This is a genomic window from Haladaptatus sp. R4, from assembly GCF_001625445.1.
In the GTDB taxonomy this organism is placed as follows: domain Archaea; phylum Halobacteriota; class Halobacteria; order Halobacteriales; family Haladaptataceae; genus Haladaptatus.
Genome location: NZ_LWHG01000021.1, coordinates 510,396 through 532,999, shown reverse-complemented (window position 1 = coordinate 532,999; position 22,604 = coordinate 510,396). Strand labels below are relative to the sequence as shown.

21 protein-coding genes and 2 pseudogenes are annotated in these 22,604 nt (G+C 61.1%); 11 read left to right on the top strand and 12 right to left on the bottom strand.

What is annotated here, in order from left to right; all coding sequences use genetic code 11:
* Nucleotides 1–49 precede the first annotated feature (49 nt).
* Nucleotides 50–2,704: a DNA mismatch repair protein MutS gene (gene mutS, locus A4G99_RS12250; protein ID WP_066145190.1), complete on the top strand. Its 2,655-nt coding sequence runs from the start codon at nucleotides 50–52 to the stop codon at nucleotides 2,702–2,704.
* A 129-nt stretch (nucleotides 2,705–2,833) separates the two neighbouring features.
* On the opposite strand, the gene A4G99_RS12245 is transcribed toward mutS, so the two are convergent.
* Nucleotides 2,834–3,592: a hypothetical protein gene (locus A4G99_RS12245; protein ID WP_066143917.1), complete on the bottom strand. Its 759-nt coding sequence runs from the start codon at nucleotides 3,590–3,592 to the stop codon at nucleotides 2,834–2,836.
* Between the two features lie 585 nt (nucleotides 3,593–4,177).
* Here A4G99_RS12245 and A4G99_RS12240 point away from each other — a divergent pair.
* Genes A4G99_RS12240 through A4G99_RS12235 form a run of 3 tightly spaced genes read left to right on the top strand, consistent with a single transcriptional unit; the run spans nucleotide 4,178 to nucleotide 6,979 of the window.
* A complete protein-coding gene (locus A4G99_RS12240; protein ID WP_223301854.1) occupies nucleotides 4,178–4,747 on the top strand; it encodes a hypothetical protein in 570 nt (189 codons plus the stop codon).
* Nucleotides 4,744–4,866 carry a hypothetical protein gene (locus tag A4G99_RS28740; protein ID WP_255359093.1) on the top strand — a complete coding sequence of 41 codons (123 nt, stop codon included), beginning with the start codon at nucleotides 4,744–4,746 and terminating at the stop codon, nucleotides 4,864–4,866. The genes A4G99_RS12240 and A4G99_RS28740 overlap by 4 nt, the downstream gene beginning before the upstream one ends.
* A 34-nt stretch (nucleotides 4,867–4,900) precedes the next feature.
* Nucleotides 4,901–6,979, top strand: coding sequence for a hypothetical protein (locus tag A4G99_RS12235; RefSeq protein WP_066143914.1), 2,079 nt, complete (start codon nucleotides 4,901–4,903; stop codon nucleotides 6,977–6,979).
* A 4-nt stretch (nucleotides 6,980–6,983) separates the two neighbouring features.
* On the opposite strand, the gene A4G99_RS28735 is transcribed toward A4G99_RS12235, so the two are convergent.
* On the bottom strand, nucleotides 6,984–7,118 hold the full coding sequence (locus A4G99_RS28735; protein ID WP_255359092.1) for a hypothetical protein: 135 nt from the start codon (nucleotides 7,116–7,118) through the stop codon (nucleotides 6,984–6,986).
* Between the two features lie 214 nt (nucleotides 7,119–7,332).
* Entirely contained in the window at nucleotides 7,333–7,686 is a 354-nt protein-coding gene (locus A4G99_RS12230) for a hypothetical protein (protein WP_066143912.1), read from the bottom strand.
* A gap of 226 nt (nucleotides 7,687–7,912) precedes the next feature.
* Here A4G99_RS12230 and A4G99_RS12225 point away from each other — a divergent pair, with 226 nt between their 5' ends.
* Nucleotides 7,913–8,752: an RNA ligase family protein gene (locus tag A4G99_RS12225; RefSeq protein WP_066143908.1), complete on the top strand. Its 840-nt coding sequence runs from the start codon at nucleotides 7,913–7,915 to the stop codon at nucleotides 8,750–8,752.
* Between the two features lie 54 nt (nucleotides 8,753–8,806).
* Here A4G99_RS12225 and A4G99_RS12220 read toward each other — a convergent pair whose 3' ends face one another.
* The gene (locus A4G99_RS12220) at nucleotides 8,807–9,094 is read right to left on the bottom strand and encodes a hypothetical protein (RefSeq protein ID WP_066143904.1); all 288 of its coding nucleotides are present in this window, start codon (nucleotides 9,092–9,094) and stop codon (nucleotides 8,807–8,809) included.
* Nucleotides 9,095–9,212: 118 nt separating this feature from the next.
* Here A4G99_RS12220 and mutL point away from each other — a divergent pair.
* The 3 genes and pseudogenes from mutL (at nucleotide 9,213) to A4G99_RS12205 (ending at nucleotide 12,473) form a co-directional block, all read left to right on the top strand.
* A pseudogene (gene mutL / locus A4G99_RS12215) lies at nucleotides 9,213–11,440 on the top strand (DNA mismatch repair endonuclease MutL).
* 72 nt (nucleotides 11,441–11,512) lie between these two features.
* On the top strand, nucleotides 11,513–12,256 hold the full coding sequence (locus tag A4G99_RS12210; RefSeq protein WP_066143900.1) for a hypothetical protein: 744 nt from the start codon (nucleotides 11,513–11,515) through the stop codon (nucleotides 12,254–12,256).
* A gap of 31 nt (nucleotides 12,257–12,287) precedes the next feature.
* Nucleotides 12,288–12,473, top strand: a complete 186-nt coding sequence (locus A4G99_RS12205; protein ID WP_066143895.1) for a hypothetical protein — start codon at nucleotides 12,288–12,290, stop codon at nucleotides 12,471–12,473.
* Between the two features lie 34 nt (nucleotides 12,474–12,507).
* Here the strand turns inward: A4G99_RS12205 and A4G99_RS12200 are convergent, their stop codons facing one another.
* The gene (locus A4G99_RS12200) at nucleotides 12,508–13,398 is read right to left on the bottom strand and encodes a bifunctional 2-polyprenyl-6-hydroxyphenol methylase/3-demethylubiquinol 3-O-methyltransferase UbiG (protein WP_066143890.1); all 891 of its coding nucleotides are present in this window, start codon (nucleotides 13,396–13,398) and stop codon (nucleotides 12,508–12,510) included.
* 76 nt (nucleotides 13,399–13,474) lie between these two features.
* Nucleotides 13,475–14,530: a polysaccharide deacetylase family protein gene (locus A4G99_RS12195; RefSeq protein WP_066143887.1), complete on the bottom strand. Its 1,056-nt coding sequence runs from the start codon at nucleotides 14,528–14,530 to the stop codon at nucleotides 13,475–13,477.
* Nucleotides 14,531–14,963: 433 nt separating this feature from the next.
* Here A4G99_RS12195 and A4G99_RS12190 point away from each other — a divergent pair, with 433 nt between their 5' ends.
* Together A4G99_RS12190 and A4G99_RS12185 are read left to right on the top strand one after the other, a co-directional pair.
* Nucleotides 14,964–15,203: a hypothetical protein gene (locus tag A4G99_RS12190; protein ID WP_066143884.1), complete on the top strand. Its 240-nt coding sequence runs from the start codon at nucleotides 14,964–14,966 to the stop codon at nucleotides 15,201–15,203.
* Nucleotides 15,200–15,487, top strand: a complete 288-nt coding sequence (locus A4G99_RS12185) for a transcriptional regulator (RefSeq protein WP_066143882.1) — start codon at nucleotides 15,200–15,202, stop codon at nucleotides 15,485–15,487. The genes A4G99_RS12190 and A4G99_RS12185 overlap by 4 nt, the downstream gene beginning before the upstream one ends.
* A gap of 325 nt (nucleotides 15,488–15,812) precedes the next feature.
* Here the strand turns inward: A4G99_RS12185 and A4G99_RS12180 are convergent, their stop codons facing one another.
* The 5 genes from A4G99_RS12180 to A4G99_RS12160 form a co-directional block, all read right to left on the bottom strand.
* Nucleotides 15,813–16,784: a phosphoadenosine phosphosulfate reductase family protein gene (locus A4G99_RS12180; protein ID WP_066143876.1), complete on the bottom strand. Its 972-nt coding sequence runs from the start codon at nucleotides 16,782–16,784 to the stop codon at nucleotides 15,813–15,815.
* Between the two features lie 347 nt (nucleotides 16,785–17,131).
* A complete protein-coding gene (locus A4G99_RS12175) occupies nucleotides 17,132–17,707 on the bottom strand; it encodes a hypothetical protein (protein ID WP_066143872.1) in 576 nt (191 codons plus the stop codon).
* A 105-nt stretch (nucleotides 17,708–17,812) separates the two neighbouring features.
* Nucleotides 17,813–18,160, bottom strand: coding sequence for a glutaredoxin (locus A4G99_RS12170; protein WP_066143871.1), 348 nt, complete (start codon nucleotides 18,158–18,160; stop codon nucleotides 17,813–17,815).
* A gap of 160 nt (nucleotides 18,161–18,320) precedes the next feature.
* Nucleotides 18,321–18,947: a transcriptional regulator GfcR gene (gfcR, locus tag A4G99_RS12165; protein ID WP_066143867.1), complete on the bottom strand. Its 627-nt coding sequence runs from the start codon at nucleotides 18,945–18,947 to the stop codon at nucleotides 18,321–18,323.
* Entirely contained in the window at nucleotides 18,934–20,007 is a 1,074-nt protein-coding gene (locus tag A4G99_RS12160; RefSeq protein ID WP_066143865.1) for a glucose 1-dehydrogenase, read from the bottom strand. Before A4G99_RS12160 ends, gfcR begins: the two co-directional genes overlap by 14 nt.
* A gap of 201 nt (nucleotides 20,008–20,208) precedes the next feature.
* Here A4G99_RS12160 and A4G99_RS12155 point away from each other — a divergent pair, with 201 nt between their 5' ends.
* Nucleotides 20,209–21,249: an NAD(P)-dependent alcohol dehydrogenase gene (locus A4G99_RS12155; RefSeq protein ID WP_066143862.1), complete on the top strand. Its 1,041-nt coding sequence runs from the start codon at nucleotides 20,209–20,211 to the stop codon at nucleotides 21,247–21,249.
* Between the two features lie 11 nt (nucleotides 21,250–21,260).
* Here A4G99_RS12155 and gfo6 read toward each other — a convergent pair.
* Nucleotides 21,261–22,338, bottom strand: a pseudogene (gene gfo6 / locus A4G99_RS12150) (D-xylose 1-dehydrogenase Gfo6).
* Between the last annotated feature and the right edge of the window lie 266 nt (nucleotides 22,339–22,604).

The window sequence follows — 22,604 nt, the reverse complement described above, 5'->3', positions numbered from 1 at the left end:
CGCCCACGTTCGCACATGATTTCGGTTCTCGCTTCCGGAGGTGTCCGCCGTGAGTGACGGCGGCATCGTCGGGGAGTTCCTCTCGCTCAAAGACGAGACGGACGCGGACGTGCTGACGATGCAGGTCGGCGACTTCTACGAGTTCTTCGCTGACGACGCGGAGTTGGTCGGCGACGTGCTCGACCTGAACATCTCGCGGAAATCGAGCCACGGCAGTAGCTATCCGATGGCTGGCGTTCCGCTCTCGGAACTCACGCCGTACATGAAGCAGTTGGTGGAGCGGGGCTACCGCGTGGCCGTGGCCGACCAGTACGAGACGGACAGTGGTCACGCCCGGAAGATAACGCGGGTCGTGACGCCCGGCACGCTCCTCGAAACGTCCTCGGCGGACGCCCAGTATCTCGCCGGAATCGTCCGCGTGGACGACGGCTACGGGTTGGCGTTCGCGGACATCACGACGGGCAAGTTCCTCGTCACGGCCGTCTCCGGTTCCGACGCGGACTCGAAGGCGCTGACGGAGTTGTACCGGTTCGCGCCCGCCGAGGTGCTTCCCGGTCCGGAGATTCGGAACGACGATTCGTTCCTCGAACGGGTGCGCGACCGCACCGATGCGTCCGTCTCCGTTCACGACGCGAACGCGTTCGCACCCGGCAAGGCCACCCACGTCACCCGCGAGCAGTTCGGAGAGGAGACGCTGTCCAGTCTCGGATTGGATTCCGACGACGAAGCGGAGGTCCGGGCGGCGGGTGCGGTGCTCTCGTACGTCGAGGAGACCGGCGCGGGCGTCCTCGGGTCCATGACGCGCCTGCAGTCGTACCACGCGGACGACCACGTCGAACTCGACGCGACGACCCAGCGCAACCTCGAACTCACCGAGACCATGCACGGGGACCGCAAGGGGTCGCTGTTCGAGACGGTGGATCACACGAAGACGAGCGCCGGACGACGCTTGTTGAAGGAGTGGCTCCAGCGTCCCCGCCGGTCCCAAGCCGTGCTTCGGGAACGTCAATCGAGCGTCGGGTCGTTCGCCGAATCGGCGTTGGCCCGCGCGGAGATTCGCGAGACGCTCGCCGACGCCTACGATCTCGAACGCTTGGCGAGCAAGGCGGTGTCCGGAAGCGCCGACGCGCACGACCTCCTGCGGGTGCGCGACAGCCTTTCGGTTCTCCCGTCGGTCGCCGACGCTATCGCCAACGCACCCGGCCTGTCGAGTTCGCCGCTGTCCGAACTCGTCTCGCGCCCCGACCGTGCGCAGGCGGAAATGCTGCGCGAGGAACTGGCCGAGGCGCTCGCCGAGGACCCGCCGAACACGGTCACGCAGGGCGGCTTGCTGTGTCGCGGCTACGACGAGGAATTGGACGGGATCATCGACAAGCACGAGGAGAACTTGGAGTGGTTCGACACGCTGGCAGACAGGGAGAAGTCCCGAACCGGCATCTCGCACCTGCAGGTGGACCGCAACAAGACGGACGGCTACTACCTGCAGGTCGGAAAGTCTGACACCGGCAAGGTCCCGGAGGAGTACGAGGCCGTCAAAACCCTGAAAAACTCCGAACGGTACGTCACCGACGAACTCCGCGAGCGCGAGCGCGAGATTCTTCGACTGGAGGAACGGCGCGGCGAACTGGAGTACGACCTGTTCAAGGAACTCAGAAATCGAGTCGCGGAACACGCCGAACTGCTACAGGACGTCGGCCGGACGCTGGCCGAACTCGACGTGCTGGCGAGTCTGGCCGTCCACGCCGTCGAAAACGGCTGGGTGCGTCCGGAACTCGCCGAGTCGGGGCTCGACATCGAGCAGGGTCGCCACCCCGTCGTGGAGCGAACGACCGAATTCGTCCCGAACGACGTGCGGATGGACGACGACCGCGAGTTTCTCATCGTCACCGGGCCGAACATGAGCGGGAAATCGACGTACATGCGGCAGGTCGCGCTCATCACCCTGCTCGCGCAGGTCGGAAGTTTCGTTCCGGCGCGGGAGGCCCGCATCGGATTGGTGGACGGCATCTTCACCCGCGTCGGGGCGCTGGACGAGTTGGCGCAGGGTCGCTCGACGTTCATGGTCGAGATGCAGGAGTTGAGCAACATCCTCCACTCCGCGAGCGAGGACTCCTTGGTGATTCTGGACGAGGTGGGGCGCGGAACCGCGACCTACGACGGCATTTCCATCGCGTGGGCCGCGACGGAGTACCTGCACAACGAGGTTCGGGCGAAGACGCTGTTCGCGACCCACTACCACGAACTGACGACGCTCGCCGACCATCTGGACCGCGTGGAGAACGTCCACGTGGCCGCCGACGAACGGGACGGCGACGTCACCTTCCTCAGGACCGTGCGCGACGGGCCGACGAACCGCTCGTACGGGATTCACGTCGCGGACTTGGCGGGCGTTCCGATGCCCGTCGTCGAACGCTCGCGCGACGTGCTCGACAAACTCAGACAGGAGAAGGCCATCGAGGCGCGCGGTTCGGGGTCGAACGAGACGGTACAGGCCGTCTTCGACCTTGGGGCGGGTCAGTTCCAGGCGAACGGTTCGGGGGAAAGCGAGTCGGATGATGAAGAATCGAAGGACGAAGGGGATGCGCTCGACCCCGAGACGGAGGCCGTCCTCTCCGAACTCGCCGGGGTCGAAGTCGCCGACATCTCGCCCATCGAATTGATGTCGAAGGTACAGGAGTGGCAGGGGAAAGTCGGCAAGCGATAGGGGTTCGACCGTTTTACTCGACGAGAGAACAGCTACTCGCTCCCGTCACGTCGCTCTGTAACTCGTCGCTATCGGCTTTCTCACTACCGCGTTCGAAAAAAGTCCAAAATCGATGGTCGTCTTCGGGTGTTACTCGCTGGACGAGTAATCGACCGTCACCCACGCGACGCCGTAGATGTCGTCCCAGTCGGAGTCACGGTCCATCAGGAGGATCATGAGCTTGACTTTGCCGTCCGCACCCGCCTTGTCCAGCGCTTCGGGGTGGATTTCGATGGCGAAGTCGCCGTTCTTCTCCTGGCTGACGACCGGCGTTCGCTCGATGAGCGTCCCGCTGGTATCGGTGAAGCGTGACCCGTTGTCGAGGTCACCGTTGGCGTAGACGAGGAAGTATGGCTCGCCCCGCACGGTACCGTGCTCGGCGGGGTCCACGCGCTTCATCGAGGTGTTGGCGGAGAATGCCACGTCGAAGTTGGAGTAGCCGCCGTCACTCGCCTCCTCCTTGTGGATGACCTCGACGTTCGAGATTCGGCTCCCGTCGTTCTCGTCCATCTTGTTCTGGAGCGGCGTGTTCGGGGGCTTCGGCTTCGTCCACGAGTCAGCGGACGTCGTCGTGGTCGTTGTGGTCGTTGTGGTCGTGGTAGCCGTGGTGGTTGTAGTAGTCGCTGCCCCAGTCGTCGTGGTTCCCGTCGCCTCGCCCGTCGTTGTCGACGTGGATTCCGATCCACCGCCGTCCGCGCTGCTCGTGGTGGTGGTCGAGTCGGCCGCCTTCGTGGAGGTTTGGCTGACCGACGTCTTGCTAGTCGTACTCGCCGAATTGCCGCCGAGGGACGAACACCCGGCGACCATCAGCGCGAGAACCAGTACAAGTGTGATACTCGTTCGCTTCATGTATTTAGACATCCTCGTCTCGGAAATTCACGCAACGCCGCATAACTTTGTAACACTGTTTCGTTAGTTCTACGGATTTAAGAATGGAATACATGTAGATAAACCGGAAGGGGGCTTCGATTTGATGATTGGAACGCGTCCGCTCCTCAGTTCGCTGATATCGTGATGTTATGTATGTATTAAGGAGAGGTATACTGGACGATGGGATCTGATATATAGGCGTATTATCTCTTTTCTGGAATCATGTTAGTATTTGTGTGACAGGGATGGGAACGGCGAATGAATAAAACTCAGACATATCTATCCATGTGACAAAAATTCCGTTCTCCTTCTGCCGTGTCAGGAATTTACACGACGCTGATCGTCACGTCGAACGCTGTCGAACGATCGGTGCCGTCCGTGGCAGTCAGCGTTACGGTGTCGATGCCCGCCGAATCGTGGCGGTGGGCGTTCCACCAACCGGTGTCGGTCGCGCCGTCACCGAAGACCGTCCGATACGACGTGCCGTGACTCCCCGTCCGCCGAGTCCTGACAAACGTTGTTCAATCCAGTATATTTATTTAATATATGTTCAGTAGGTAATATATGGCCTCGGTGCTCAGATTTCGCGGTGGTGGTGACGACGCGAACTTCCAAACGTGGTTAGAGCTGTTGAAGAAGCGTGGAAGCAACATCCTCATCACCGGTAACGTGCCGGATTGGCTGTCGGCGAAGGCGGCCCGTGTCCTGTTCGGCCACGGTCAGCGACGGTATCGAATCCTCGCGCTCGTCGATCGAACCATCGACAGTCCCGAATCCCGACTGCCGGAATCGGTCTCACCCACCGATCCGACGACGTGGATAATCGATCAGCGAAACGGTGAGCGCTCGATTCCGGTCGACGCGACGTCGGCGGCGTCCTATCTTCGCCCGCCGGAAAAGGACAACGTTCGGCAACTCCGCGACGAAATCCAGACCGCCATCAGTTTCTACGAGGAGCGTTCCGAAGGGCTTCTCCCTGCGGAACTCCGTGTCGGTATCGACTCGCTCTTTCCCCTGCTCCAACGGGACGGACGGGCGACCAAACAATCGCTACGGACCCTCACCGCGACGATTCGTGGCGTTCACGGGATTGGCCAGTATCATCTGCGCGTCCACGATGAGGAGACATCGTGAGCGAGTTGACGCCGCTGTTCGATGCGCGCATCGAGCTTCGACGGAAACCGGGGATGAAGGCCGAACAGCGCTGGCACGTGCCGGAACTCGACAAGACGACGGTGTGGGTAGAACTATAATCGTCCCGAGACATACCGTTCACAATTAGTACGCATGGAGTTCGATACACTCGACAGGCGTTCCGGTCTCGCTATTTTCGATCCGGTCGAGAACGTCCGATTCGAACTCTACACTACCGAACCGCTCACTACCGAACCCATCGACACGACGGGATTTTACTTCCCCATCGACGCGGCAGTGAGCTTCGAGTCCACCGCCATCGAGATTCCGAACCACCTGTCGGTCGTCGTGCGAACGCAAGACGGCGAGATCACCACCGACGCCACGACGTTCGACGATCTGTCGCTCGACTTCGATAGCTACCTGCTGGAAGTGCAGAGCACGCCGATGAAACTCTACATCGCCGTCGAAAGCGCGCTGACGTTGAACCACGGGACGACATCCGCAATGATCGAATTCGACGGATGTCGTCGGGCCCGCGTCGGTGCACGCTCGTTTCACGAGCGTCCGGCGGGGACGATCACCGTCACCAACGATGTGGACGACGCGATGGCCGCCGTCTCGTATCTCGGGTCGGCGCTGAAGACCACCACTTGTGAGCGGTCGTTTCCGACGCTTCGGGGTCATCCGCCGCTCATCGAACGCGGTGAAGCGTTCGACGTTCCGAACGGTATCGAGCGCCCGGAGACCGGCGTTCGACTCGTGTTACCGTCCGAACGGCGCTACGTGTATCCCGCCGCGTCGCTGGCGTACTATCTCGGCGCTGACGTCGTGCCGGGAAGCGCGCCACGGTTGGTTGCGGATTCGTTCGAGTATCCGCTCGCGGGAGCAGGCGGATACGAAGCGACAGTCAATCGCGTCCTCAGACAGGCGTTCTTCCTCGACTGTCTCACGCGGACGGAGGGGTACTACCAAGTCGAACTGCACGAGCGCACGCAGGTCGAGCCGCTCGTGGACCTCGATTTCGCCGAACTGTACGACCGTCCGCTCGCCGAACAGCTTCCGGAGTACCTCTCGATTCCGTTCGAAACGCTGGAACCGCACCTCCTCGATTGGCATCTCACGACCGACGTGGTGCCGACGGCGGAGACGATTCCCGCGCTCCCGTACTTCGCGAAGGAACTGTCGTTGCTCCGGACGCCGCACAACCCGGAGTCACACACAGTCGCGCCGAAGCCAAAGATGTTGGACGATTTCACGCGGACCGCAGTTCCGGCGGGCGACTTCACGCGGAGCACCGACGAGGCGTGGGACTGGGGCGACGACGAACTGTTCCAAGTCGAATCAGCGGACACCACCGAACACGCGTGGGTCGGCAACGGCTACCCCATCGGGGCGAACAAGGTCCCCATCGAGTCCCTGCGCCAGACCGTCGATTACACCGAACCGGACGATTCGGCGCTGAAGGTCCACGTCGTTTGCAACGACGTGGCGATGGACGAGGAGAACGTCGTGGAGCGCTTCTACGGCCTGCGTGACTTCGTGGCGTTCGACGTCTCGATTCACGAGGAGATCACGACGGACGAACTCGCGGCGCTGTTCAAATCCGATGCCGACTTTTTGCACTACATCGGTCACGTCGACGACGGCGGGTTCCGCTGTGCGGACGGCTTCCTCGACGCGAACTCGCTCACAACCGTCAACGTCGATGCCTTCCTGTTGAACGCCTGTCGGTCCTACCGGCAGGGCGAGATGCTGGTCGAGAAGGGAAGCAAGGGCGGTGTCGTCACCCTCGCCGAAGTCGTCAACTCCTCGGCGACGAAGATCGGTCGGTCACTCGCCCGTCTGCTGAACTGTGGCTTTTCGCTTCGTGCCGCGCTCAGTATCGCAAAGGAGGAACTGGTCGTCGGCGTGGAGTACGTGACGATCGGTGACGGTGGGGTGACGTTGTGTCAGAGCGAGAGCGGGACGCCTGCTATGTTTCGAGTTGATCGGGAGGGTACCGAGTTCGTTGTGACTCATTGTTGCTTCCCAACTTCGACTTATAGTTTGGGTACGATGGCAGCATCAAACATAGAAAAATCAGTCACACGCTATCTGGCCTCAGATCTGTTCGCAAAATTTCGATTGTCAGAACAAGAATTCAGAGATTCATTAAAGATGGAACTGCTTCCAGTTATCGTTGATGGGAATCTCCGTTGGAGCGACGAGATTACCGATCTCGATATTTAATTTATCACGGTCCGTTTGTAGTCAGTGTGACTGCCCCCATCGCATTCCCCGCCTGTGATAACAACAGACAGATTGCGAACAGTACGCCGATCATTCGTGGATTCTCCGCCAAGTACGCTTTCAGGTCGTTCTCTGACATGCATTAAAATACATTACACACTTGGAGGAATACTTTTCTTAAGACTACCAACTGTTGTAATATATAAATAAACGCAAAAGGACACGACGAGATCCGTGATCCCGGGATGGTCTATCGAGCAAACACACAGCAGGCGTCGGTGGAAAACGAATTTGTTGTCTCGATCTTTTCGAGGGCGTTCGCTGTGGGAGTCTGTTTTCCCGTTCCGCTCGAACTACTGGACGAATCCGGTGAGCGCGTCGGCGAGCAGCGAGTCCGTGTTTTCGAGTTTGGTCTCCAGTACGTCGTGGAGTTCGACGAGCAGGTTGACCTGTTCCGTATCGGCGAGTCGGTAGGTGGGGAACGTGTGGCCGTCGGCGCTTTCGTCACGTCGGGCCAGGATGTCGAAGCCGAGGAGGAGGGATTTGTGATCGCGGTGGAAGCCCGACCGGGAAACTCCCGCCCGTTCGCACAGTTCGGCGGCAGTGAGCCACTCGTCGGGATTCTCGGCGAGGATAGCGAGGAGGTCACACCGCGCCTCCGAGCCGAGTACCCGTGACAACCCCGGACTGAATTGATCTGCACACATCGGTTGTATGGTACTGGGCTGTTGATTGCAATAAACACCTCGCTCATGTTTATAAAGGGGTTGTTGCCAAATAGTCGACCGGAAAGATATGCGTCGTCGTCCTCTCGATGGCGGTTCCGTTGGACGCTTCCCCCGTTCTGACCACCACATGAAAAGCTACGAGTAACGCGACCGGGTATCGTTCGATGACACCCCGCCGTCCGAAGACTTCCCTCCCCCCACAACGATGAAACAGTATCCGTCCATTCCGACCGTAGACGCGGCACCCGAATCCCTGCTCGAACGCGGCCACCTCTGGATTCAAGAGAAAATCGACGGAGCGGGCGTCAGATTCCAACTGCGAGATTCGGGCATGATCCGGCTCGGCGACCGAGAACGGGTTTACAAAGCCGACGACGTTCCGCCGTCCTACCACCACCTACTGCGCCACCTCCGGGAGAACCTCGACCGAGAGGCGTTGCACGCCGCCGTCGAGGACGTCGAATCCGTCGTCTTCTTCGGGGACGCGACGGTGAAACGGACCATCGACTACGACTGGGAACGAACCCCGTCGTTTCTCGGGTACGACGTGTGGTTCGCCGACGAAGAACGATTCCTCCCGCCGGACGCCGTCGAGAAGGTGTACGCGAGCCTCGGCTTGCGCTCGGTAAACACCTTCCAGAAGGAAGTTCGAGCGGTCGATTTCGACCCGCAATCCTACGAAATCCCGGACTCGAACTGGTACGACGGCCCGGCGGCTGGCGTCGTCCTTCGGAACAAAACCGGCGACAGGGCGCAACTGAGCAGGAACTTCGAGACGGAAGACGGGCCGTCCCCCGCCAGGCAACCCGCCGATGTACTGGCCGACGAACTCGGAACCGACCGCAGGTTCCGACGGGTCGCAACTCGGCTCGAAGCCCGAGACAGACCGGTCACCGTCGATAGCCTCTACGACCGCGTCTTCGAGGACATCGCGCGGGAGGAGAACGACCGGCTGTTTCAGGGGCGCGGCTATTTCGACGTCGGGGCGTTCCGTTCGGAACTCGCAGCTCTCACCAGTGAGTTCGTGGCAGACCGTCCGAAGTAGTCGTTTCGTTTTCTGGTCTAAAACAAAATGGCTAATCTGACGCGGTACACGCCTTTATCGCGTGATCTCCATCTCTCGTGCTTCCCCGGCGACGATCCAATCCTCGTCGCCGAGGCTGTAGTGGCGGACTTCGGGCGGCGTCCACGACCCATCGACGTAGACCGCGCTCACTTCACATCGCCGAATCCGCTCGTGTTTCGGTTCGATTTCGAGTCGGAACCGGTCGCCGGGCATGTAATCGATCGGGCTTGCCGGGCCTTCGAACGCCTCCCCGTCTTCGAGTTCGATTCGAACGTGATTACCCAGCCTCACGAGTTCCAGTGTTTCGGTGAACGATTCCATAGCAAGCGCGTACATGCCACGGACGGGAGTAAACGTTGCGATTTTATCCCTATTATTCATTATATTATTGCGGGCGACACACCAACCTTGATTACGTCGGGACGAAAGGGTTCGAGAAATGAGCGACGGGGAGACGGACATCCGGGCGCTGTCCGAGACGACGATCCAGCGCATCGCGGCGGGGGAAGTGGTCGAGCGACCGGCCTCGGTGGTGAAGGAACTGGTCGAGAACAGCCTCGACGCCGATGCTTCGCGGATTTCCGTGCAGATCGATGGCGGCGGGACGGGGCGTATCGCCGTCACGGACGACGGAACCGGGATGAGCAAAGCGGACGTGCAGGTCGCCGTCGAAGAGCACACGACGAGCAAAATTCGGGACATCGACGACCTCGAAGCGGGCGTCTCCACCCTCGGTTTTCGCGGCGAGGCGCTGTACACCATCGGTGCCGTATCGCGGACCAAAATCAGGACGAAAGCGAGGGGTGGCGACACGGGCACCGAACTCCGCCTCGTCGGCGGCGAGGTTGAAGCCGTCGGTCCCGCGGGCTGTCCCGAGGGGACGACCATCGAAGTCACTGATCTCTTCTTCAACACCCCGGCGCGCCGGAAGTACCTGAAGACCGATTCCACCGAGTTCGCGCACGTCAACCGCGTCGTCACGCAGTACGCGTTGGCGAACCCGGACGTGGCGTTCTCGCTGGAACACGACGACCGCGAGGTGTTCTCGACGACCGGACAGGGCAACCTCCAGTCCACGATTCTTTCGGTGTACGGGCGGGAGGTCGCCACCGCGATGATTCCGGTCGAGGGAGACGCCGAGGTCGGCGTGTCGGGGCACGTCAGCCACCCCGAAACCACCCGAAGCACGCGCGAGTACGTCGCAACCTACGTCAACGGGCGCTACGTTCGCTCCGCGGTGATTCGGGAGGCCATCCTCGACGCCTACGGCAACCAACTCGCGCCCGACCGCTACCCTTTCGCCGTCCTCTTCCTCGACGTGCCGGGCGACGCCGTGGACGTGAACGTCCACCCGCGAAAGATGGAAGTCCGGTTCGGCGACGAAGGACGCGTCAAAACGGCGGTCCGTGAGGCGGTCGAGAACGCTCTGCTCGATAACGGACTGATCCGTTCGTCCGCTCCGCGCGGGCGCTCCGCGCCCGACGAGGCGGACGTCGCACCCGAATCCGTGCAGTCGAACTTAGAGGGCGAAGACGAGGAACCGGCGGACGCCGGTTCCTCGTCGGAGGACGAACGGACGACAACCGCTTCGGAACCCTCCCGGACGACGTCCGACCCGACGGACGGTCGGTCGGCGGCGAGGGACTCGCCGCCGACCGGGACGGGACGGACGGAGCAGACTGGGCAAACGGAGAGGACAGGACGAACGGAGCGAGATGAACGAACGGAGCGAACGGGACGAACCGAACAAGCGGGACGAGCAGGGCGAGCGGCGTCCGCCCCGGCGGACGCGCTCGCTCCGCATCCGACGCGGGGTCGGTATCGAACGGCGAACGCAACGGTTCGGAAGCGAGCGGGAGCACGCCGTCGGCCAGCAACCGAACCGCAACCGCGGAGGGTACGGCCACCGACGACGCGGACGATTCTGCCCACCGAGCGAACGCCGCGGGTTCGGCATCGACATCCGAACCGGAACGGAAGTTCGGCGCGCCGACGGCGGCGACGACGCTTTTCGGGACGGGTGGGGAGACGCAGCGGGAGTTCGAGCGACTGCCGAGCATGCGAATTCTCGGGCAGTTACACGACACCTACGTCGTCGCCGAAACCGGTGATGGACTGGTGCTCATCGATCAGCACGCGGCGGACGAACGCGTGAACTACGAACGGCTCTGTCGGGAGTTCGCAGGGGAGACGACTTCCCAAGTTCTCGCTTCGTCGGTCGAACTCGAACTCACGGCGGCGGAGGCGGCGCTGTTCGAGGAGTACCAGGAAGCCTTGGCGCGACTGGGCTTTCACGCCGCGCTCGTGGACGACAGGACGGTCGAGGTGACGACGGTTCCGGCCGTCTTCGAGAAGACGCTCTCGCCCGAGTTGCTCCGGGACGTGCTGAACGAGTTCATCTCGACTGAGTCCGACGAGCGGGAGGGGAACTCGGCGGAGGCGGTCGCCGACGAACTCATCTCCGATTTGGCCTGCTATCCCTCCATCACCGGCAACACGTCGCTTCGGGAGGGGGACGTGGTGAACCTGCTCGCCGCGCTGGACGACTGTGATAACCCCTACGCCTGCCCGCACGGTCGCCCCGTCGTCATCGAGTTGAACCGCGAGGAGATCGAGGACCGGTTCGAGCGCGACTATCCGGGTCACACCGGACGACGGGCAGAGTAATCTTTTCTGATTGGTACGTTTTCGGACCCGTAAGGAGAACCTTCATATCGACGGGCTGAATGGAATCACGATATGTCACGCGGGACGAGTCAGGGAGGACTCATCGACGCAATACGATACGATATCGCACAGTTACACACCGGTTGGATGGCATTGTTCTTCCCGCGACAGAGACAGCAATCCCACTCGGTTCTCGGAAAGTGGCGACCACAGAGCACGTCGGGCAAGGTAGCCTACAGCGGGTGGAGCATCGTCGGGAGCTTCATCGTCGCGCTGTTGTATCCGTTCGTCCTGTTCGGCTTCGCCACGCGCTACTACACGAGTCGCATCGACCGCACGGCGGCGAGCCTCGGCGTGCTGGGCGTCATCCTGCTCTCGGTCGTCGTCTGGGGCGGGCTGGCGGCGCTGGCGAGGTATCGCTTCTCGACGGAAGGGTTCTACGCCGTCGCCGCCGCCGGTGGCGTCGCAACCGTCGCAGCAGCGCTGGCCTATCTCACTAGCCGATACGGCGGTCGGATAACGACGGTGCTGTTCGCGTATCCGTTCGGCATGACGGCCATCTTCCTACCGCCGGTCGTCGCCGCGCTGTACTCGCCGACGCTCTCGAACGTGATTTTCCCGAACAGCACGAACCTCGCGGTGTGGTTGCTGGACAACGTGCTCACCTACCGCAACATCGACGAGGTTCTACGGGCACGGTTCAACCTCGAAGGACTCGCCTACGTCGGCATGTGGTTCGGCATCGCCGTGCCGGTCGGTTGGGTTCTCGGGTTCTTAGTTACGCTGGCGAATCTCATGCGCCCGAAATCGGCATAACGCTTTTCCTCTGTTCACCGAACGCTTCCGTATGGAGTTCAATACAACGACGACAGCAATCGGATTCATCGTCCTGTTCCTCATCATCGCAGTCGGGACGTTCATGAGTCCCATGTCGACCAGCACGGTTACCATGGTTCTCGGCGGCTTGGCCGTCTTCGGCCTTCTGACGCTCGCACTCGGCGTGAAACACGGCGAGTATCGCGCGACACGGTAGCTCCGCCGCTCGTTTTTCAAAACCTCCCCGGGACTTATTCGACCCGCCCGACCGCGAGGATGTGGTTCGACAAATCCGCGATAGTCGGGTCCTCCCGAAGCGTCCGAACAGCCTGCGCCACGTTTTCCTGTGCATCCGCGTCGATATCTTCGATGTTCGCCCCGAAGTTCGAGGCCGGACCTTCGAGTCCGGCGACGGTTTCGACGGCGATTTCGTGTCGTTCCAGCAGTCGGCGGAGTTCGTCCGCGCGGAAGAAATGACACTCCACGAACGACGGATTCTCGCCCTCGTACTTCTCGGCGAGTTCGGGCGAGTAGGTCGCCGTCTCGATCATTTCGGGGAGTTGCCGAACGCCCGCCTCGAACTGTGGGGCACACTTGATGAGGTTCTGGACGACGGCGACGTACCCCATCACGGAAGCGAATACGGGCGCGCCGGGGCGGGAAACACGACGGAGTTCCCGAACCGCTGTATCCCGTTCGTCGGCATCGATAACGTGCGAAAGCGGCCCGCCGAGACAGAGCGTCGCGTCGAACTCGTCGTCCGGGAAGGGAAGCCGACGAATGTCCCCCTGTTGTACCGTGACTCGTTCGCCGAGGTCACGCTCCGCGACGCGCTGCCTCGCGATGGCGACTTGCTCGGCCGACAGATCGAGAAGGGTCACGTCGTATCCACGCTCGGCCAACCAAATCGCGTACCTTCCCGCGGCCCCACCAGCGTCGAGGACGTGTCCCGATTCTGGGAGGTACTGTCTCGACTCGGGAAGGTATTGTCCCGACTCGGGGAGGTATCGGTCGAGATACTCCGTGGTGTTCTCGAACTCCAAGCCGTTTTTGAACGACTCGTCGAGGCGTTCCCACTCGCCCTCGCCGAGGCGGTCGTAGTAGTTCGAGGGATCGATTCGTTCCTCCGGATCGCCGGTCATGCGTGTCTCTACAGACAGAAAACGAACGCAAAACGGTTATTGTGTACTGTCAGCACGCAGCACGGCTTTCGTCGGGTTAGCGACGCGACTGACGCCACGCGAGCGCGCCGAGTCCGGTCAGTGCCGTTGCGACGCCGAAGCCGGGTTGTCCGCTCGATTTCGTCGTGCTCGTCGATTCGTCGTTCGACGTCGTCGTTTTCTCGGACGAAGTCGTCGTGGTCGTCGTAGTCGTTTGCCGTTCTATGATGCCCATATCGACCATCGCGTCGCGGAGCGTGAGTATCTCGATGTCGCGGTCCTTCGCCATCCGAATCGCGGTTCGAACGCGCTTCGGGTCGAAGTCTTCGTACGAACTGTGGCCCGCGAGGATACCGAGGAAGTCACCCTTCGCGACGGTGTCGAGATACGTACCGAGTTTCTTCTTCGTCTCGGAGTCGGGCTTGAAATACGCTCGGCTGAGGTGGTACGGGTCGAAGCCGGTGATCGGATTCAGGCCGTCCGCGATCTTCGCGTTCGCGAGTGCGTCGTACTCCTTCTGTATCATCGCCTCCGCACGCTGTCCGTTGATACCGTACGGGAGTACCATGCTCGTGACGTCGAATCCGTCCTTCTCAAGCTGTTTCTTCGAGTCGAAAATCTCGGAATGTAGTATCTCGTCGGTGTACCGCATCGTCGAGTTATCCGCGATGAACGATTTTTCGAGGGGATTCTTGAGGGTGACGTACTCGCCCGTATCGTCCGACCCCTCGCCCGCGATGGTGACGGTTTCCTCTTTCGTCCCGTTCGAGATGATGACCTCGTCGCCGGGATGGTCGCCGTGGCGGTTGGAGCGTTCGTAGACTTTCGTATCTCCCTTCGACGCGTCCTCGGCGAGTTGGAGTGGCCCCATCGCTCGGTGGTGAACCGTGTGAGACATGACTTCCCACCCCGCGTTGTTCATCTCTTGCAACTGTTTTACCGTCAGTCGGTCCTTCTCCCCGAGTTGGCCGGAAATCGCGGCGGAACAGGCGGGAACGCCTTCGTCCTGATGGACCGGGAACGTTTTCGTGTAATCCTCCGCCACGCTGTCGTCGTAGATGAAGACGAGTTTTCCGGAAGACGATTTTGCGGCAGCGCGAGAAGCGAGCGACACGGGAGCGGTGAGTGCAACGCCAGTAACGCCGGCGCTTCGGAGAAAACGACGGCGACTCCCGTTCACTGAAGAGTGCATACTAGCACGAAACTGTACAAATTCAAAAGCTCACTGGGGTAAAGTGTGACATAGTGTCATGAAATAGATACTTTCTTGAAATGATGAATTGTCAAGTACGAGTGACAGGAACTCTCCTAATTTGCCCCTCCGACGTTCTAAAACGGCGCTAGATGGATATATGAGATAACTTTGCTCCACAAAGTAAATTCTATTGCAAACCTATATGTGTTACAGAATCAATGTTCAGCGAGAAATGTCATCGAAGTAAGAATCGGATCAGACCCAAGTTTGGCCTCGTCTTTCTCTCGGGAATCGTGGTGCAACTCGTCACGAACCCCTTGGGAGCGCTCGGCTACGTCGATGGACGTGGTACGTGTTCAGCATCTGGGTGACGTTGACGGGTATCGGCTACCACATCTCCGCCAACAGCCTTCGTGCCTATCGGATTCGGCGCAAGGACCGGCTTGCGCTCTCGCTGGGCGGCGTGCTGATGATCGGCTACGTCGTGTTGCTCACCTACTGGGAACCGCTCCGTCCGTTGGCGTACGTCGTCTTCGGAATCTCGTACCTCATTTATGCCGTCGCTTCTTACGGAATCCTACGCGGGGCATGAACTTCGACAAACTCGTCCACCAACCGACGCGGTTGCAGTTGTTCGCACACCTCTACGCACACGGCGAAGTGAGTTTCAACGACCTCCGAGAAGCCTTGGACGTGACCGAGGGAAACCTCAGCAGCCACCTCGGCCGAATGGAGGACGCGGGCGCGGTCGAAGTGAAAAAGGAGTTCGTGGACAAGAAGCCTCGAACGACCTATCGACTGACCGACGAGGGCCGCGAACTGTTCGAGGAACACGTCGAGACGCTCGAAGCACTCATCGACGGTCTGGATACGTAGGGCGAATGTACGTGAATTACGCCGAGGACACAACCGCTGGAAGTCGGCCGTAAATGGGATGATCGGGTATCCGCAGACCGCACTCGCAGAAGTCACGATCGACATAAACGTCAAAAGCAGCGTTCCGTAGAGCCGACAAAAATCGGCAATCTCCACAGCCGCTAGTCATCAGCGCTCCCACCGGAAAATCTCCGATTTTCCGGGCTAAACGACGACCAACGGGAGGAGTGCAATGCTTTTGGTCCAGCTTTTTCCAGGGAAGTAGGCCGAATCCCGCGTCACCGTGACGCGGGATTCGGCTCCTGACCGCAGAAAAAGGTGGTTTCTACATGTAACCGAGGTCACGCAGGCGTTCCATCAGGTCCTCTTTGTCCTGTGCGCGGCCTGCGCGCTCGGTGGTGTTCTCCATGTCCTGCAACCAAGCCGGTTCCTGGTCGCTCTTTTGCGTGCTGACTTCGCTGCCGAGGGAACGGAATCCCTCGAAGTACTTGGGCGAGACGGGGATGTCGTCCTGTCCGAGTCCGTTCGGCAGGTCGTCGAATCCCTGCGGCACGTGGCCGTCGTCCGGGTAGTCCTCGACGGTGTCCGGGACGACGAAGTACCAGAAGGCGTCCCAGACGGCGGGTTCGTCGAAGTGGAGGATGGGTTGAATGCGGTCGTGCGGCGGGTAGATTTCGGGGTCGTGACGCGGGCTGAAGAACGTCTCGTCGGCGCGCGCTTCCTGTTCGTCCCAGCGGACGCCGGAGATGACGCCGTCCACGTCGTACTCTTCGAGCGCGTCGTTGAGCGCGACGGTCTTCAGCAGGTGGTTGCCGACGTAGGTGTCGAGCAGGAACGGGAACGTGTCGTCCTCGTATTCGAGGAGGTCACGAACGTGGTGCTGGTTGTGCTCCGAGAGGGCGCCGATTTCGATGTCGTCGCCCGGTTCGAGACCGTGCTCGTCCACGTAGCCACCCACGTCCTCGTTACGGGCGTAGATGACGTCGAGGTCCCACTCGTCGGCCCAGTGTTCCACGAAGTCGTGGATCTCCTGGAAGTGCTGGTAGTGGTCGATGAACACTGCCGGGGGGACTTCCAAATCGTAGCGCTCCGCGACTTCCTTGATGAAGTACAGCGTGAGCGTCGAGTCCTTCCCACCCGTCCACATGACGGCGGGGTTTTCGTACTCTTCGAGACCCTTGCGGGTCACGTCGATGGCTTTCTCGATTTTATCTTCGAGCGAAGGGTAATCTTCGGGATTCTCGCCTTCGCCGTCCGTGTAGTCCACGTCGAGATAGTCGGGGAAGTCGTTTGGCATGGCGTGTAATTACATATAATTAGATGGCTAAAGTGCTTTTCGGCTCGTCGTGAAGAACCGTTTGGGTTAGTGAGGGGTCGAACTCGAATTTTCGGACCATCGTTCGACAGAGTTCGGGTTCCCGGAAAACAAATAGCGAATTCGGCCCTTGGATCATCTCTGAAGAGCGTATACATGCATAAATACGTTTTTGTGAACAGTTCTCAATCGTGAATCGCTCTCAGTTCGGTTCACGAACGGCGAAGTATCGGATGCGTCGAAGTCCACATCGTCGATACCGCGTTTCTAACAAGCAAATCGAAGAAATAGCTACACTCTACACCCTGCGAAGGCCGCGCGGTATCCGATTAGCTGATGAACTTGTTGTCGCGCCAGTTCACGCCGCTGGACGACGAGTTCTCCTTGCGCGGCCCCTCGACGACTTCGATGGACGCCGGTCGGTCGTCGCCGTCGACAATGCGGGTGGCTTCGAGTTCGCCACCGACTTCGGCGATGGCGGTCAGCGTGCCTTTCTCGGCCTTGCGCGCGATGGTGCACAGCACTTCGAACATCGGGTACTGCACCGCGGTGTTCTGGAGCACCGTCTCGCGGTCGCCTTTGAACGCGGCCATCTCGATGAGTTCACCGGTCGGTTCCTCCTCTTCCTCCTCCTCCGGCGTGCCCCATCGTGGTGCGTTGCGTCGCGCTTCCTCCTCCTCGGTGAAGACGCGCGTTTCCGAGACGCTGGCTTTCAGTTGCGCGGTCGGGGTGTACTTGCTGATGCTTTCGTCCGTCGAGACCGCACTGATGATGAGTGTGTTGTTCCGGCGGGTGATATCGACGCTGTCGATTCCGTCCGGTAGGTCGGGGTCGCTTTCGAAGTGGTCGTAAACGGTTTCAAGCGGCAATTCGAGCGTCGAATGTAGTCGGTATACCTGGCTCATTTGTAGTCGTGGGTTCCGTCTCCCGTCGGCGGTACGTATTTGTCTACGCGCCCCGTGCTTATAGGGTCTACTCTTTCGGTTGCAAGTGCAACCTCCGCAATGACATCAGTCCGTTCGGAGTGTCGATTCGAGTTCATCTCGTTCTTCCATTTCGGCGAGGATGTCGCTGCCGCCGATGAATTCGCCGTCGACGTACGTTTGTGGGATCGTTTCCCATCCGCTGTACTCCGAGAGCGCCTCTCGGTAGGCGTCCAGGTTGTCGAGCACGTTCACCGTCTCGAACTCCTCACCACGATGTTGGTCCAGGAGTTCGACCGCGCGCATGGAGAACCCACACTGCGGCATGAGACGCGTCCCCTTCATGAAGAGCACCACTTCGTTTTCCTCGATTGCCGAATCGACCCGTTCCTCGACTTCCTCGGCGGATAGCGCTTCGCCGGGTGTGAAGGTCATACGCTTGCGTAGGCACCCACGCCGCAAAGAAGTTGCGCCCGCGTCACGACGTGCCGTTGATAGGACGGTAGCGAGCCATGGATGACTCGGGGTTCTCGATGGTCGTCGCCTCGCTCGGCCGTTCGAAAAAGGAGTACGTCGATCGTCTACGGGTTCCGCCCTATTCCTCGCTGCCGACGCCGATGACTTGCACCAGCGAGTAGACGGGCACGCCGTTCAGTTCCTCGATACCGCTCTTGTCGGCGAGGACGATACACGCGACCGGTTCGCCGCCGCGGTCCTGGATGGCCTCGATGGTCTCGGTCATCGTCGTCCCGCTGGTGATGGTGTCGTCCACGACGTAGCATTCGCGGTTCCGAATCTGTGCGAAGTTACGCGAGAAACTGCCGCCGTACTCGTTGATGTCCCCCTCGTCCCACTGGTGCTTGCGCGGCGCGTAGGTCCCGAGGTCGGTGTCGAGTTCGCGGGCCACGGTGGTCGCGAGCGGGGCACCTGCCTTCTCGATACCGATGGTCAGATCGACCTCCTCGCCGTGTTTCGAGAGCATGTCGGCCATCGCCGCTCCCACGTGGGAGAGGCGACTGCTGTCGCGGCCGATGGCGCTCCAATCGACGTGGATGTCCTGCGGCCCGCCCGTCGGTTCGTGACTCGGCGTACTGCCGCTACGCTCGACCAGCCAACTGGCTGTCTCGCGCGACACGTTCAGTTCGTCAGCGATCTCTCCCTTCGAGAGGCCGCGTTCCGCGAGTTCGGCCGCACTTTCGATGAGGTCGTCAACGTTCTTCATTGTCGTAGAATTTCACCGCCGTCTTTATTGTCGTTTCGTCGTCCGCAAAAGCCTCTTCGACGTTCGACGAATCGAAAATCCCCGTCACCAGATCGTCCAACAACCACTCCGGAAGCCCCGAGAGCGTCTCTATCGCCGCCTCGAAATGCCGATAACCGGAGTTGACGCTCCCGACGAGCGCCTTGTTGTGCATCACGAGTTCCCGGTGAAGAGCGCCGCCGTCCACCTCGAACGTCCATTCGTCCGGGACGCCGAGCAGGGCGGCGACGCCGTTCGGCGCGAGCGCGTCGATGCTCTCGAAGGCGTGTTTCGGGTACCCGGTCGCCTCGAAGATGAAGTCCATCGGTTCGTACACGCCGGGAATCTCGGAGACGGGCGTCTCCCGGGAATCGACGTACGTCGCGCCGAGTTCCTCGATGATGTCGATGGTCGGGTCGGGTCGGTCGCGGCGGCCCAGACAGTACACTCGGTCGAACGACTCTGTGAGCATCGCCGTCGTGAGCAACCCGAGCGACCCGTTTCCGAGAACGAGCGCACTCTCCGGTTGCCAGTCGAACGCCGAGCGCGATGCGCGGGCGAGTTCGATGGCCTTCTCGGCGATGCTGATGGGTTCGACCAGAAATCCCCACTTCGCGAGTTCGTCCGGGATAGGAAGCAGGAACTCGGCGGGACTGGTGAAGTACTCGCTCATGAAGCCGTGACCGCCGGTGATGCCCCGTTCGATGACGTCCTCCGGAGGGGACATGTCGGGTTCACCGCGTTCGAAATACTCGGTCGGGCCGTCGGGAAGCGGACGGCGGACGGTCGGGACGACGATATCACCCTGCTTGAACGCCGTGCCGTTCGGATCCTCCACGACGCCGACGGCTTCGTGGCCGAGAACGAGGTGGTCGTCGCCCGCGGGAAAGCCACCGTGATGCCCGGCGATGACTTCGTGGTCCGTCCCGTCGACGCCGACCTGAAGCGTCCGCACCAGAACCTCGTCCGTGTCGGGTTCCGGTCGGGGTGTTTCGATTACTTTCGGCGCGCGTGCCCCGCGCCTGAGTGCGATTGCATGCATACTGCTCCCTATCCACTAGGTGTTCAAAACATTTATTCTTTATCGAGTAAAAAGTTCGAGTGCAGTCAGACGGCCGCGAGCGTACGATTCCGATCACATCGAACCTGAACACCTGTCCGACACGTCGCTTTCGGTCGTCCCGTTTTTCGACCCGACGAAGTGCCACAACACCTGTCCCTCTGCGTGTCATGATTCGTGAGCATGCGTGCTGCACGACTCCACGAGTACACCGACGAGATGGACGACGCGCTCACTATCGAGGACGTCGACCGACCGTCGGCGACCGAACCGAACCACGTCGTCGTGGAAATCGAGGGAGCGGGCTGGTGTCAAACGGACAATCACGCCATCGAAGGGATGTGGGAGGAACGGATGGATCAAACCCTCCCGATGACGCTCGGGCACGAAAACGCCGGAACCGTCGCGGAAACGGGCGACGACGTGACGTTGGTGTCGGAGGGGGATACCGTCATCTGCCATCCGGCGATGACCTGCGGTATCTGTCGGGCCTGCCGTCTGGGACAGGACATGCACTGTGAGAACCTCGCCTTCCCCGGCCTCTCGACGGACGGCGGGTTCGCGGAGTATCTCCTGACGAACGAGCGTGCGGTGATTCCGCTCCCGGAAGGGGTCGATCCGAAGCAAATCGCCCCCCACGCGGACGCCGGAATCACGGCGTACCACGCGGTGAAAAAGGCGGTTAGGGAACTGAACCCCGGCGAACCCGCTGTCGTCGTCGGCGTCGGGGGACTCGGCCACATCGGTCTCCAAGCGCTCCGGGCGATGAGCGCCGCCGAGATAACGGCCATCGACGTGAAAGAGGAAGCGCTAACGCTCGCGACCGACCTCGGTGCGCACCACACCGTGAATTCACGAACGGAGGACGTGGCCGAGCGATTGGACGCCCTCACCGACGGAGCGGGCGTCCAGCAGGTCATCGACTTCGTCGGTGCCGACGAGACCTTGGACTACGCGCCGGACGTGCTCGCGGGCGGCGGGGACCACCACGTCGTCGGCTACGGCGGCCACATTCACGAACCTGCCCAAGCGCTCGTGGACGGCGATTTCGCCTACCGCGGGACGCTCGTCGGAACCTACCCCGAACTCCAAGAACTGTTGTCGCTCGTCGCGCGCGGCGAGGTGAGCCTGCGAACCTCGCGGTACGCGCTGGAGGACATCAACGACGTCGCGGCAAAACTGGAGCACGGGGAAATCGAGGGGCGGGCCGTCATCGTTCCCTGAGCACTCGCCCGTCAGTCTTCGACGCGCACTCGTTTTCCCGTTTCCGCAGACTCGTAAATCGCTTCGATGGCCCGCATATCGACCAGTCCGTGTCGTCCGTCGGGTTCCGGGTCGCGGCCCGAGAGCAAGCGGTCGGCGAAGTAGTCGAACTCCTCGACTTCCTCGTTCACGGGTTCGACGGACAGCGCGGCTTTCGTATCGCCCCGCTCGACCGTCAACTGGGACTCGCCGAAGAACGCCGGGGAGAGCGTGAGTCCCCCTTCCGTTCCGATCACGCTGAACCGACTCTCCCGCTGGGCGTACTGGCTGGCGACGCACGCCGCCGTGACGCCGTTTCCGAACTCGACTTCGAACGAGACGTGCTGGTCCACCTCGGAAAAATGTTCGTGTGGACTCTTCGTCGTCCCCTGTGCGCTCACCGGGTCGGAATCGAGGACGAATCTGGCCGTGTTCAGCGGGTAGATACCGAGGTCGATGAGCGCCGACCCGCCCGCGAGGTCGGCGTCGAGTCGCCACTAGGTTCGGGTCCGGCGAAATCATCTCGAAGACGTTCTGGCACATCGATCCCTCGACCAGTGCGGGCGTGCCGATGAACCCGTCCCGCACGAGTTCGCGCATCCGTCGGACGGCCGGATTCGTGTGCATTCGATAGCCGACCATCAGCGGAATACCCGCCGTCTCGGCGACCTCGACCAGTCGTTCGGCGCGCGCCGCCGAGGCCTCCATCGGTTTCTCACAGAGGACGGCCTTACCGAGGTCCGCGGCCGTCTCCACGAACGCCAGATGGGTGGCGTTCGGCGTGGCGACGTACACCGCGTCGTAACTGTCGGTCCCCTCCCCGTCGTGGAATTCCTCGTAGCTCAGCGCTCGGTCGGCACCCGTTTCGTCGCGGAGTCGAGCGGCCTTTTCGGGTGATCCGCTGACGACCGCACCCACCTCACAAAGCGTACTCTCGCGCAGGGCGGGAACGACCGCCTCCGTCGTGAACCAGCCAAGACCGATCAGCGCGAAGCGAACCGTTTCCTCCGGTTCAGTTATCGTCTGCCAATCTCGTCGAGTGATCGTATCGAGGTGCTCTGCGAGTTCCATTTTGGAACGGGACGACCGTGAGTTGGTTAGCGTTTTGGGCTTACGGGCGACGCCAAGGAGACGTGTTTGGTGGATTTGTGAGTGGAATCACCGGGAATACTTCTTCGAAAGCCCCCGCCAGCTCTCTCAACGTTGTTTCTGGTAAGGCCGTGATTACAACGGCCGAACCGCATGAGTACCGCCGCAACCTCCCACGTGTCTCCCCAACCATATTCCTTCGCGCGCGCCGCTTGGCTGAATGGGATGGGTGATACTAATCGACCACA